Raw genomic sequence first — 11,446 nt, forward strand, 5'->3', positions numbered from 1 at the left:
GGAACGACCTGCTTTCACCCGCAGCAATCGCCGCGTAGGATCAATGTCGGTGTCTCACTATCCAGGGCCGGTACAGGTTCATGAAATCGGCGCCTGTTTCCAGTCCACCTTCTTCGACGCTGCGCCGATCCCGTGGAGAGCTAACCGTGAAACGCCGAACGATGTCGATCGAAGGTGTTTGATCCCACATCAGCACCGAAGAATTGCCGCCGATCCACATGATGCCCGAACGGAACCGCCCGGAGTATCTCGCGGTTGCTCTCCGTCGACATCATCAAGAAGACGGAGCAAACATCATGAGCCGCCACCCTGCGCGTCGTACGCAGGACCATGCCGATACCCAAACACAGGAAGAGCAAAACGACGTTCGCCATATCAGTCGCCTCATCGCACCCGCACTGATTAGGCCACTTTGGTGTCTTCCAGTATTCCCCCAAAGGGATGAGCACCTTCGTTTCCTTGTCCTGATGTCGGAATGCTCCCGATTCCGGCAGGCTTGGCCCGTAGCAACACGCTCGCGTCCCGCTTGACGTTCTGGAATACCGCTTGCTGGCAGCTGCTCAAGCGACCGCATCAACCAGTCTGATTTGGATATGCCTTAACTGGAGTATCAAAGAGGCCGCTCCACTATCGTCGATTGACCATCTAAAATGGATCAATTATAGTGGAGTATCTTAACTGTATTTTTGATCATGTTCGTTCGCGCCTACCTCCGAGCCGCCTCAACTGATGACCAGGACGCCTCACGCGCCCGGGCGCAGCTGGTGGCCTTCGCCAAAGAGCGGGGCTGTCGATCGCCGCCTTCTATGCCGAGAATGAGAGCGGCGCGAAGCTCGCACGACCCGAGCTGTTCCGTCTTCTCTCTGACAGCCATGCCGGCGATCTCCTGCTGATCGAGCAGGTTGACCGGCTGTCCCGCCTGACGGCCGACGACTGGCAGAAGCTGCGCACCCTGATCGACCAGCGTCAGGTCCGCATCGTGGCGCTCGACCTGCCGACATCCTGGATGCTTGCAAAGCCGAGCGATGAATTCACCGGCCGCGTGTTCCAAGCCATCAACGGCATGATGCTCGACGTGCTGGCGGCCGTGGCGCGCAAGGACTACGACGATCGCCGTCGCCGTCAGGCGCAAGGGACGGCACGAGCCAAGGCAGCGGGCCTTTACAAAGGCCGGAAAGAGGACGCCGCCCGCAACAACGGGATCGCGGCCATGCTGAAGGCCGGCGCGAGCTACACGCAAATCCGCGCGACGTTCGGGTGCAGCCCGATGACGATTGCCAAGATTGCCAAGCGCATCGCTTCGGCGCAGCTGGCGTCAGGAGAGGTGGCCTGATGCCGATCCGCCCCAAATTTAAATGGCTGTACCCGATCGATTGGCCCGAGCTGTCCAATGCGATCCGCTTCGGCCGCGCCAAGGGTCGCTGCGAAACGTGCGGTCGGCCGCATGGCAAAGAGGTCCGGCATCTTGGCGACGGCAGGTGGTGGGACGAGGAGCAACAGCTTTGGCGCAACGGGCGTGGCCGTTCCCTGCCCCGCCTGGTTGTCAACGACCATGCCGCCGTGCGGACCACCAAGGTCTTTCTGGCAACCGCCCATCTCGATCACGATCCCAGCAACTGCCCGAGCCGAAATCTGAAAGCGCTCTGTCAGCGCTGCCACATGATCCACGACCGCGAGGAGCATCAGCGCCGACGGCGGATCACATTGCGCATGCGCAAGGCGATCGGCGATTTGTTTCTTGGACTGTATCGTTGATCCTGCGCCGCCTCGTCCCGCTCGATCAATGGTTGGTCATCATCACTCATGTCCATGCAGTGGACACGGCGCGACGCTGGTCACAGACCTGAGCTCAGACGACCGCACCACGAACCGCGGCGAGGCCGGGTCGTCCATGTCAGACGCCCATCGGACGCCCCAGATGGAGCGATAAGCACGTGCTTCGGGGGGAATAGGCCGATCTTGCGATGGGAGCCGAGCTTCTTATTGTGAAAGCCGCTGTTCATCGTCGATCAGGATGAGCCGCGCCGGAGCAGTCGTCCCCCAGCGCCAAAGAACGAGGTTCAGATCCCCGTTGTTGGTGCCTGGCGCGAAGCTGCGAACGAGGAGCCCGTGGAATCCCCGACTTGCCAGCCGTTTCGCAAAGGTCTGCGTCGGCGCCTCGCCATCTGCCTTCATCTTGTCGCGCCAGGTCGGATCCGCCAATCCATTCGGATCCATACCCTCTGCGCGCAAGGCCACCTCGTCCCTGGAGTCGAAAACATGAGCGATCTCGGCGGTATAAGACACCAGCGTAGTTGGCTGGAGGCTGCCGACCTGGTTGGCTTCCCTGACCGCTGTCATAATCGAGAGCGAGGCGTAGAGGGCTGGCGTCCCCTTCGTGTTAAAACGGCCTCCATAGAGTTCCGCACCACGGCCCGAGAGGGGCTCGCGCGCAAATACAGGATTGAGTGCGCGATAGAGCAGGCCGCGGTACTGCATCCCTGCGACGGTCAGGCGTGGATCCCAGCGTCGACCGCATCAATGTAATCGAGCACCTCGTCGGCACGGCCATTGCGGACGAGCTGCATGGCGGTCTGTCCGGAGAACCCCGAGAGCGGTTGCGACCGGTACCAGGCGTAGGCGAGGAGCACCGAGCCGAAACGTGGCTCCGCCTTGTTGATGATCTCCACCATCTCGCGGAGACGACGCTGGGTCCGGTCGGAGCGGAACCGGTCCTTGCGTTGCACGGCGTCTTTCCCGAGACCGGCCGAGCGCGCGACATCCTCACTGCTCGTGTGAAAGATATTCGCGATCTTGCGAGGCGCGAAAAAGCCGTCGTCGGCATATTGGACGAGGCTCATGACACTTTCCTTCGGAGCTGATGCCGCTCTAGATGTAGCAATATAGCGTCAGAATAAGCGGCATTCAAGGGAGGACGAGGTTGGCGCCAGTGGCGAACGACTGCCACGGGCCTGTCGCAAACTTGAGCGAAGGCGGCAAGACCGGCTTGAGGAGATCGATTTTTTAAACCGGCTTTGCCGGTCGTCGTTTGGCTGCACAACCCGGAGCAACTTCCACCGGATGCTTTGCAAGCGGTGCAAGGTGACCTCATCCCCCGGCAACGTGCCATGGTGGCTGCATAATCTCTGAGCTGCTTCTGCTGACCCAATGAGTTGAACCGTCTCTCATTTCCCTGCTATTGGACAGGACGCCGGACGAACAGTCGGCCATGGGGCATGCTTGATGGGTGCCGAGCCATTTGCGTTTGATCTGGCTGCAGCCTGGACGCGCCGTGTTGGCACGGACATGCGAGCTTTCACCGAAGCCCTTGCGGCACGGCTTGAGCCAGCCCTCCCCGGACGCATCGAGGTCGAGCGTCGCCGCGACGGCCTGTTCTCGAAAACCTTCCACGTCAGACGTATTTCAGCACGGTTCGACGACAGCCTTCTGGTTCTTGAATACGATCGCGGGCACCTTCATGCGAAGCGCACTAAGGTGGTGCGGGGCGTCTCGATCAGCACCCAGGATCTTTCTGTGCCGGCCTGGCTCGACGACATCATTCGCCGGACCCAGGCTGTCGGTGAAGGTGCGGGCGCCGCCCATGCGGCACTCCACGATTTTCTGATGTCGTGAGGCCATGAGCGCCTTCGGTTCCAATCCCAATACTCCGGACGCTCAGGCCGCGACACGGGCCCGCGAATGGCAAGCCGCCCTCGAAGCCGATCGGCTGCCTGGCTTCGTGACCACCCGGCTGAAAAACGCCGCTGCCGGCCGCACGCCCTGGCTCTCGACCATGACCCCGGCCGAATTGCTGCTCAGCCGCAGCCATGGCATCCGGCCGATTGCAACCGTGTCCGGCACGTGCTGGTATCATTTCGGATGGTCCTGGACCGAAGGACATGCGGAAGGGTGGCACAAGGCGCTCGGCCGCTTGAAGGACGAGGCCATTGCGGCCGGCGCCAATGCGGTGCTCGATGTGAAACTCAGGACCACCCGGCTCCATGGCACCGGATCCAGCATGGATTACACGGTGGTCGGCACGGCGGTGGCGATCGAGGGGCTGCCACCAAGCCCCGATCCGGTCATCGCCACTGTACCGGCCATCGAGTTCGTTCGTCTATTAGAGGCCGGCATCGTCACGACGGGTCTGGCCATCGGAGCGCGCTATGGCTGGCTGACCTCAGGCTGGTCGACGCTCGGCTGGTTCGGCCGGAGCGCGGATCTGCCCGAACTCACGAACTTCTGGGAAGGGATTCGCCGTCAGGCGTTGCAAGACCTGCGCCGCGACGCGGCCCCTCAGGGCAATGGTGTTCTGGCCCACACGCATTTCAGTCAGATCTTCAAGGTCGAACAGAACAACCAGACCCCGCAAATCCTCGGCCGTCACATCGTGCTTGGAACGGTGGTTCAGACCAGCGCCGATCGAACCGTGCCGCATACGATCACGCCGGTGGTCGACATGCGGGATCAACTCTCACCTTTGCGCGAGACTGCCCCTCGGAGCCATACGGCTTACGGTGCGCAGGCCGACGAGGAAGGGCCCATTTGATGAGCGACGCGTCCACCAGCATTCCTCCACATGCGGTCGAGCGGCTGAAGGGCTTGCGGGGTCAGGGGCATCCGGGCGGGATCTTCACGTCGGATTTTTCCGTGAACGAGTTCCTGCTCGTCCGCAAAGCTGGCTTCGAGCCCATCGGCCTCTGCGTTGGGACCTGCGTCTACCATGTCGGCATTCAATACGGCAGTTGGGGTCAGAACCAAGAGCTCACCAAGCTGTCCCAGGCCATGTACCACGCCCGTGAACTGGCTATGGCCCGGATGCGGGAGGAAGCCCGTGACATGGGCGCCGACGGGATCGTCGGGGTTCGCCTGACGGTGAAGCGTCTCGAATGGGACGCGAACATCCTCGAGTTCATGGCGATTGGCACCGGCATCGTGCATGCGGCCGGTCACCCGGGCTTCAAGGGCGCGGAGGGCCAACCCTTCACGTCGGATCTGTCGGGGCAGGATTTCTGGACGCTGCTGCAGGCCGGCTATCGGCCGTTGGCCCTCGTGATGGGCAGCTGCGTCTACCATGTGGCGCATCAGGGCCTGTTGCAGTCGCTTGGGCAGATCGGCCGCAACACCGAGATGACGAACTTCTCCCAGGCCCTCTACGATGCGCGCGAGATCGCCATGGAGCGCATGCAGCATGAAGCGACAGAGGCTGGCGCCGAGGGTGTCGTCGGCATGGAGCTGCATGAGGGCTCGCACAATTGGAAGCCGCATGTGATCGAGTTTTTCGCGGTCGGCACGGCCGTGAAACCCATTGCGGCAGAATTGGCCCCCGATACCATTCCGGATCCGCAGCTCGTGCTGTCGGTGAACAGCTGAGGAGACCCAGATGAGCATCTTCGGCCGCATCGCCGACCTGTTTCAGGCGAAGACCCACAAGCTCCTGTCGAGCCTGGAGGACCCCAACGAAACTCTCGATCTCTCTTATGAGAAGATGATCACCGGCCTGCAGGACACCAAGCGCCACCTGGCTGATGTCGTGGCGCAGCAGCAATCCTTGCATCGGCAAATCGGCAAGGCCGATGCCGAGATCGCGGAGGCCGAGAGCGATGCACGAACCGCGGTCACGGCAGACCGCGATGACCTCGCCCGCGCCGCGCTCGTCCATAAGCAGGACGCGCTTGCCAAGCGCCGCACGCTTGACGAGGCCTTGGCGGCCATCACGCCCCAGGTGCAGAAACTCGTCGAGTACGAGCGCAGGCTCGCCGATCGCATCGAGCAGTTCCGCACTCAGAAGGAGGTCATGAAGACCACCTACACGGCGGCACAAGCCCAGGTGAAAGTGACGGAGGCACTGACCGGCCTTGGTGGACATCTCGGTCACACGGGTGACGCCCTGCGACGGGTTAACGAGAAGGTCGAAGGCATGCGCGATAAGGCGGATGCGATGGGCCACATGCTGGAGGCGGGCGTGCTTACCGATCAGTTCGACGATCGTTCAGCCAGCAAGCGCGAACTGGATGTGTTGAAGGCGACCAGTGCTGTCGATGATGAACTGGCTCAGCTCAAGGCATCGACGACGAAGGTGATACCTCCACTTTGACAGGAAGCGATGGCGATGTCTCGTCGCTGCGTGGATCCGGGCCGTAGGCGTAGCTGCCCCGTGTGCCCGTCAGAAAGCCGATAACGATAGGACAGCGCGCGACCAGCTCCGCAGTGCAACGGCTTCGATGAGGCTTGTAAGGTGATGAGCACGCGATCGACAGTTGCCTAGTCTCACGCTAGTTCTGGGTACACTACGTGACGATGACCATGAAACCTTGGATCGCCGTGTCCATCTGGCTTGCTTTGGGTTTAGCCCCGGTTTGGGCTACTGAAACATCCTGCTCGCCAAAGAAGCTTGATACAACGCTTTTTGGCGTCGCGCTCGAAGACTCCCGAAGTGCGCTTGCCCGATTGGGCAAGGACTGGGAAACGCAGCGCTCAGACCTTCAATTGGAATCGGCGCTGTTCCAATCACAGGATGGCAAGCAGACCCTGACCGTTTTCATCCAGCCTGATGGCGGCAGCGACTATGCCATTGCCCAGTTCGATCTTCGACTGAGACAGACTGGCGAGAAGCATCGGCGACTTCCTGAAGGGCTCCTGAAGACCGGCAGCGGAATTCGTCTTGGCCTTCGCATGGGCGAGATCGTCGCTCGGCTTGGCGTCTGCTTCACTGAAACCACAACGGCATCAAAGCGGCGGATCTTGCATTACGGGGTCGAGACGGCACAGGGCGCCTCTTTTCTGCAACGCTACAACATGCCCGCCTATAAGGCGGATTACGAATTCGAAAACGGCCGGCTGGTTCACTTTCGCTTCGGCCTCGAACAGCCTTGACCTGCTCTGCGCAAAGCTTGGGTGCCGCAGAGACCATATCCGCGGCGGCGAAGCAGCGGGACAGTAAGGAAAGACGCGACGGCAGAAGGTTGCGATGGGAGAGGATCGCATGACGTTCACGATTAAAGCGGCGGTTCTTTATACCCTCATCGCGACGATCATGGGTCCAACCGGCGCGTTAGCCGATGACCTCTCGCCATCAAAAGTTGTGGCGGAAATCACGCTCGACATCGACAGGGACGGAAAGATGGATCGCGCTATGCTTGTGCGAAACGGCGAAAGCGCGTCCGTCGATCTTTATATTTACCTCGGGACAGGTGACGGCCCGATTGACGTTTCACGCAAGCCGACAATTCTCAAAAAAAATATTGCTAGCGGCGCAGCTGCTGCGATCGACGGCGACGGCGACGGATCGCTTATCCTCAGTTATGGCTGTGGAGGATGCAGCAATGACTCTGAAACAAAACTGAGGATTGTTTATCGAAGCGGCAAAGTCCTGATCGGCAGATACACCCTCGACTGGGACACGCGATCAGGGATAGGTCGGTGCGATATCAATTTCCTGACAGGCAAGGGCTTCGTGACGCACGGATTGGTAGGCAGCGAGACGCGGATCAAGGTGCGATCAAGTCCGATAGCTCTCTCCGTCTGGTCAGAAGACCTGACTCAAAAAGCCTGCACTTTTTAATACGCTATGACTTCCTGTTGAGGGTCTGATTTAAACAGTAGTGCGAGGAAATTTGGGCCGTGCCCGTAGCTGTAAGGGGGCGTGTCGCAAACCCTTCCGCTCAGAAAATTGCTCGGGGTGACGTCCATAAACGGTGGCGGTCCGAATTTCAAAAGCGTCAATTTAGTTGTTCGGAAACTGGTCAATTGCCGGATACCTGGCGTCGATCGACCGGAGCCAAACCGCTTCCGCTCGCGACCCAACTCAGCCCTTGAGAAGGTCCGCTTGCGGGCATTTCGATTGGTCCAGATGATTGGAGCGGGTTGCTCGCAAAACTGAGTGCGCACACTCGTGAGATACGGAGCCGTTCTACTCAGACCGGCACGCATAAGGTTGAACGGCCATGGATCGATCCATGCATCCCCGCGCATTGGTCAAGTTGGGCGAAATCTGATCCTATCGACGATCTCACGACGTGACGTACGAACCCTTCCAACTCGGAGTATTTCCATGGGTACTTTTCCCACATCTCAACAGAAAACCCCACTGGCTATTCTCAAGCGCAGCTGCAAAGCACAATTCACAGGATGCAAGTCAGCCTTCAGATCATACAGCAAAAAAATCTAAGCTTGAACGGAAAAATAAATCACCTCAAGAAATCATCCTCCAATGACCCTATTCAACAGCTCCAGACCGACACGATCATCGACATGTATCAAATAGTAAAAGAGATGAACCTTTTCTTGAATCCGTTGCTGGCCTTGTATCCTTCCAATCCATTCGAGTGATGAGCTGAACGTCGGCTTCCGAGTGGGTCGCCAACCTCAGCTTCCCACCCCTCTCAGACCTAGCGGAAAGATAGCCCGTTCTCGATCAATCCACTATGTCCATAAAACGATCCTTTTCCTGACACTCTGAAACCGATCCGCCTGAAACCGTCATCTCGGCCTATTGATGTCAGGAAAAAGTGTCAACAAATCTATTGTAAGATAAAGGGTAATTTACTACAATCCTGACATGCTCATCGGTTATGCCCGCGTCTCCACCGCCGACCAGAACCTCGACCTTCAGCGCGACGCGCTCCGCAAGGCCGGATGCGAACGCATCTTCGAGGAAAAGAAATCCGGCAAGGCCAGCACCAGCCGGCCGGAATTCGACGCGGCGCTCGCCTTCCTGCGGCCCGAGGACATCCTCGTCGTGTGGAAACTGGACCGCCTCGGCCGCTCCCTCGTCGAGATGATGCGCACCCTGGACACGCTGCGCAAAGACGGGGTGCGGTTCCAGAGCCTGACCGAGCATTTTGACAGCGACACCGCTCATGGCCGCTTCGCCCTTCAGATGCACGGCGCCATGGCCGAGTATTTCCTCGATCTCAACCGCGAACGCACCATGGAGGGCCTGAAAGCGGCCCTTGCGCGGGGCAAGAAGGGCGGCCGGCGCAAAAAGCTGACCGAGTCCGATCTTGCCGCCGCACGGGCCATGCTGAAGGAGCAGACCATCTCCGTGGCGGACATCGCCAAGCGCCTCGGCGTCACGCGACAGACCTTCTATCAGTATTTTCCGGCCGCTCGCCGTCAGGCAGGGGGCTCCTGATGCCGATCCGGCCGGAGTTCAAATGGCTGTACCCGGTCGACTGGCCCCAGCTCTCGGCCGTGATCCGGTTCGAGCGGGCGAAAGGCCGCTGCGAAATCTGCGGCCGTCCGCACGGCCAGCAGGTCCGGCATCTCGGCGACGGCAGATGGTTCGACGAGGAGCTTCAAACGTGGCGCTGCGGGAAGGGGAGAGGCCTGCCGCGCCTGATCGCCGTGGACAGCGACACGATCCGCCTGACCAAGGTCGTGCTGGCGACCGCCCATCTCGACCACGACCCCAGCAACAACCGGCCGCGCAATCTGAAAGCGCTCTGCCAACGATGCCACATGCTGCACGATCGGGACGAGCATCGCCGGCAGCGGTGGCTGACCCTGCGCATGCGCAAAGCGCTTGGTGACCTGTTTTCTGGACCATATCGGCTATGAAAGAGAGGACGCATGGTGCGGGTACATCGAATGGCACCCGCACGCCGAGGAGCCGATCAGCTCCCGTGCCATCATCCAAGGCGAGCTTGATCAGGTGCAGCCTTGCGGCGTCGGATTAGGCCAAACCCGACCAAGCCGGCGGCGAAGAGCGGCAGGGTCTTCGGCAATGGAACGGTTGCAACGCTGTTCGCCAGCGAAATCGTAAGGGTGCTGTTGCCGGAAACGATGCTTGTGAGATTGAAGGTGTTGGGCGCGAAAACGGGCATTGCCGCTGTTCCAGTAAATATGTCAGGCCCAGCAAACTGGGTGAAGCCGAGCGACGCGTTACTAATGTTCAATGTGCTGATAAGAAATGTCCCAAATGAAATGTTCGCCGTGCCGGCCGTGCCACCAAAAGTACCGGATACATTAGCGAATTGAATTTGATTTCCTATAAATGACGAGCTGAATACGTCAGGAGTGGGATTTGAATCAAGCTGAAAGCTCGCATTCCGCGAACCAGTGAGATCAAAATTCAGCAGCGCTGCTTGCGCAGGGGAAAATCCCATGCAGACTAAAACTGCGATCCCGGCCAGATATGTAGACCTGCGCTTCATGACAATGGCTTTCTGATTTCTGCGTGCCCGCGGATCGGCCTTGAAGCTACGCCGGAAGAACGCAGTGGATGCGCGGCACTCGAAATTTATACAAATTATTCCATAGTGATCAGGGCCAGGTCGAGCCGATCAGCCCGCCGGCTCCCATTCAGTGCTTTGCTCAGGGGATGCCTGCCGCGACAAGCGAGCCTTGACGAGGTCGAGCTCGCCTTGATTATGGACCACAGTCGGGAGACCCGCTCATGCCGTCGCCCCTGTCGAGGGTGTTGGCAGATTTTTTATTGCAGTCGCCCAAGGCAGAAACAGAGAGCCGGGCCGGTTGACGAGGGCGATGAACTGGTGCCGCCGGTAGAATTCCGCAGCCGCCTCATCGATCGCGTCAGCGAAGAGCGCGGAAGCGCCGATATGCGACGCCGACACGCGGGCTATCGCGTCGTGGAGCAGCAGGCCGCCGATATTCTCCCCCCGGAAGCCAAGATCACGACCAAGCCAGCCGATCAGCACAGCCGGGACGTTGGGATAGCGCGGCAGTTTGCGGGCGATGTCGGGCGGGATGTCCGGCAAAGGGATGTGAGTGGCAGACAGGGTATAGAAGCCAGCCAGGCGGGCACTGTCCTGCTCTACCAGGACGTAGCAGGCAGCATAGTTCCGCTTCACGTCCTGCGAGACGGCCGTCCGAAAATACGCGTCGATCCGGTCATTGCCGCTCGCGAAGGCGGCACGGTCGCGTTTGCCCAAGGCCTCCGATAAGAACCGTGTCACCGCATCTCGACATGCTCAGTGTGGAGCCGGGCCGCGAGGCGCAGGGCCTCGTTCGAGGCGGGTGGATTGATGATTGCTTCGGCAAACCGGCGCTGATCCTCGACGGATAGCCGGATCACCTGAGTCTCCTCAATCGTGCGATGGGCGGCGTCCTGCGCTGCCGCCACCACGAAATCGCTGACACTCCGCCCTTGAAGCTCGGCAGCACGTTTGACGATAGCCAACGCATCCGGGGCGATGCGCGCCTCAATGCGTGTCGTTCGAGCAGCCTCATGGGACATAATCTAACTCCTTCTGACATCCAATTGTACGGTAAAACGCCGTACATTGCAAGACCGGTAACCTGATCTGACTTTCGCACCGGACATTTGCATCGGCTAAGACGCTGAATTGTCTATTAATCTTTGTTGGTGTGAATGTTTTAAATTTTGCACACTCTGTTCGTTTGGGCGCGTTGCGTTGATTGATCCTGCTAGCCCACCTTATTCACTGGCCTGATGATGGGAAGGTGGTGGACGTAGCGTATCGTCTTGAGGCAGCGTAGGATT

Annotated in this window: 14 protein-coding genes and 1 pseudogene; 10 read left to right on the plus strand and 5 right to left on the minus strand. The window is 59.7% G+C overall.

Annotation, left to right across the window (positions count from 1 at the left end):
• Positions 1-692 precede the first annotated feature (692 nt).
• Both M8523_RS34445 and M8523_RS34450 read left to right on the plus strand, forming a co-directional pair.
• A pseudogene (locus M8523_RS34445) lies at positions 693-1,333 on the plus strand (recombinase family protein).
• Positions 1,333-1,755, plus strand: coding sequence for a hypothetical protein (locus M8523_RS34450; RefSeq protein ID WP_282589331.1), 423 nt, complete (start codon positions 1,333-1,335; stop codon positions 1,753-1,755). The pseudogene M8523_RS34445 and the gene M8523_RS34450 overlap by 1 nt, the downstream one beginning before the upstream one ends.
• Before the next feature lie 225 nt (positions 1,756-1,980).
• On the opposite strand, the gene M8523_RS34455 is transcribed toward M8523_RS34450, so the two are convergent.
• Both M8523_RS34455 and M8523_RS34460 read right to left on the minus strand, forming a co-directional pair.
• Positions 1,981-2,478: an RES family NAD+ phosphorylase gene (locus M8523_RS34455; protein ID WP_282589332.1), complete on the minus strand. Its 498-nt coding sequence runs from the start codon at positions 2,476-2,478 to the stop codon at positions 1,981-1,983.
• An 11-nt stretch (positions 2,479-2,489) separates the two neighbouring features.
• On the minus strand, positions 2,490-2,840 hold the full coding sequence (locus M8523_RS34460; protein ID WP_282589333.1) for an MbcA/ParS/Xre antitoxin family protein: 351 nt from the start codon (positions 2,838-2,840) through the stop codon (positions 2,490-2,492).
• Positions 2,841-3,285: 445 nt separating this feature from the next.
• Between M8523_RS34460 and M8523_RS34465 the strand changes: the two genes are divergently transcribed.
• The 8 genes from M8523_RS34465 to M8523_RS34500 all read left to right on the plus strand — a co-directional run bounded on the left by M8523_RS34465 (position 3,286) and on the right by M8523_RS34500 (position 9,540).
• Positions 3,286-3,612 (plus strand): hypothetical protein, encoded by a 327-nt coding sequence (locus M8523_RS34465; protein ID WP_282589334.1) that lies wholly within the window; start codon positions 3,286-3,288, stop codon positions 3,610-3,612.
• Positions 3,613-3,616: 4 nt separating this feature from the next.
• Complete coding sequence (locus M8523_RS34470; protein WP_282589335.1) at positions 3,617-4,528, plus strand: heavy metal-binding domain-containing protein; 912 nt, start codon at positions 3,617-3,619, stop codon at positions 4,526-4,528.
• Entirely contained in the window at positions 4,528-5,352 is an 825-nt protein-coding gene (locus M8523_RS34475; RefSeq protein ID WP_282589336.1) for a heavy metal-binding domain-containing protein, read from the plus strand. Before M8523_RS34470 ends, M8523_RS34475 begins: the two co-directional genes overlap by 1 nt.
• 10 nt (positions 5,353-5,362) lie before the next feature.
• Complete coding sequence (locus tag M8523_RS34480; protein WP_282589337.1) at positions 5,363-6,076, plus strand: PspA/IM30 family protein; 714 nt, start codon at positions 5,363-5,365, stop codon at positions 6,074-6,076.
• 209 nt (positions 6,077-6,285) lie between these two features.
• Complete coding sequence (locus tag M8523_RS34485) at positions 6,286-6,855, plus strand: hypothetical protein (protein WP_282589338.1); 570 nt, start codon at positions 6,286-6,288, stop codon at positions 6,853-6,855.
• 109 nt (positions 6,856-6,964) lie between these two features.
• Positions 6,965-7,543: an FG-GAP repeat domain-containing protein gene (locus M8523_RS34490; RefSeq protein ID WP_282589339.1), complete on the plus strand. Its 579-nt coding sequence runs from the start codon at positions 6,965-6,967 to the stop codon at positions 7,541-7,543.
• Between the two features lie 996 nt (positions 7,544-8,539).
• A complete protein-coding gene (locus M8523_RS34495) occupies positions 8,540-9,115 on the plus strand; it encodes a recombinase family protein (RefSeq protein ID WP_282589340.1) in 576 nt (191 codons plus the stop codon).
• Positions 9,115-9,540 (plus strand): hypothetical protein, encoded by a 426-nt coding sequence (locus tag M8523_RS34500; RefSeq protein ID WP_282589341.1) that lies wholly within the window; start codon positions 9,115-9,117, stop codon positions 9,538-9,540. Before M8523_RS34495 ends, M8523_RS34500 begins: the two co-directional genes overlap by 1 nt.
• A 71-nt stretch (positions 9,541-9,611) precedes the next feature.
• On the opposite strand, the gene M8523_RS34505 is transcribed toward M8523_RS34500, so the two are convergent.
• The 3 genes from M8523_RS34505 to M8523_RS34515 form a co-directional block, all read right to left on the minus strand.
• Positions 9,612-10,136, minus strand: a complete 525-nt coding sequence (locus M8523_RS34505; RefSeq protein WP_282589342.1) for a hypothetical protein — start codon at positions 10,134-10,136, stop codon at positions 9,612-9,614.
• Positions 10,137-10,376: 240 nt separating this feature from the next.
• On the minus strand, positions 10,377-10,898 hold the full coding sequence (locus tag M8523_RS34510; RefSeq protein WP_282589343.1) for a GNAT family N-acetyltransferase: 522 nt from the start codon (positions 10,896-10,898) through the stop codon (positions 10,377-10,379).
• On the minus strand, positions 10,895-11,179 hold the full coding sequence (locus M8523_RS34515; RefSeq protein ID WP_282589344.1) for a type II toxin-antitoxin system TacA family antitoxin: 285 nt from the start codon (positions 11,177-11,179) through the stop codon (positions 10,895-10,897). The genes M8523_RS34510 and M8523_RS34515 overlap by 4 nt, the downstream gene beginning before the upstream one ends.
• Positions 11,180-11,446 lie beyond the last annotated feature (267 nt).

The organism is Lichenifustis flavocetrariae, from assembly GCF_026130545.1.
GTDB lineage: Bacteria > Pseudomonadota > Alphaproteobacteria > Rhizobiales > Beijerinckiaceae > Lichenihabitans > Lichenihabitans flavocetrariae.

Coding starts and splice junctions, on each gene's coding strand:
- M8523_RS34450 (WP_282589331.1), top strand. CDS start 1,333: ATGCCGATCCGCCCCAAATTTAAATGGCTGTACCCGATCGATTGGCCC.
- M8523_RS34455 (WP_282589332.1), bottom strand. CDS start 2,478: ATGCAGTACCGCGGCCTGCTCTATCGCGCACTCAATCCTGTATTTGCG.
- M8523_RS34460 (WP_282589333.1), bottom strand. CDS start 2,840: ATGAGCCTCGTCCAATATGCCGACGACGGCTTTTTCGCGCCTCGCAAG.
- M8523_RS34465 (WP_282589334.1), top strand. CDS start 3,286: ATGCGAGCTTTCACCGAAGCCCTTGCGGCACGGCTTGAGCCAGCCCTC.
- M8523_RS34470 (WP_282589335.1), top strand. CDS start 3,617: ATGAGCGCCTTCGGTTCCAATCCCAATACTCCGGACGCTCAGGCCGCG.
- M8523_RS34475 (WP_282589336.1), top strand. CDS start 4,528: ATGAGCGACGCGTCCACCAGCATTCCTCCACATGCGGTCGAGCGGCTG.
- M8523_RS34480 (WP_282589337.1), top strand. CDS start 5,363: ATGAGCATCTTCGGCCGCATCGCCGACCTGTTTCAGGCGAAGACCCAC.
- M8523_RS34485 (WP_282589338.1), top strand. CDS start 6,286: ATGAAACCTTGGATCGCCGTGTCCATCTGGCTTGCTTTGGGTTTAGCC.
- M8523_RS34490 (WP_282589339.1), top strand. CDS start 6,965: ATGACGTTCACGATTAAAGCGGCGGTTCTTTATACCCTCATCGCGACG.
- M8523_RS34495 (WP_282589340.1), top strand. CDS start 8,540: ATGCTCATCGGTTATGCCCGCGTCTCCACCGCCGACCAGAACCTCGAC.
- M8523_RS34500 (WP_282589341.1), top strand. CDS start 9,115: ATGCCGATCCGGCCGGAGTTCAAATGGCTGTACCCGGTCGACTGGCCC.
- M8523_RS34505 (WP_282589342.1), bottom strand. CDS start 10,136: ATGAAGCGCAGGTCTACATATCTGGCCGGGATCGCAGTTTTAGTCTGC.
- M8523_RS34515 (WP_282589344.1), bottom strand. CDS start 11,179: ATGTCCCATGAGGCTGCTCGAACGACACGCATTGAGGCGCGCATCGCC.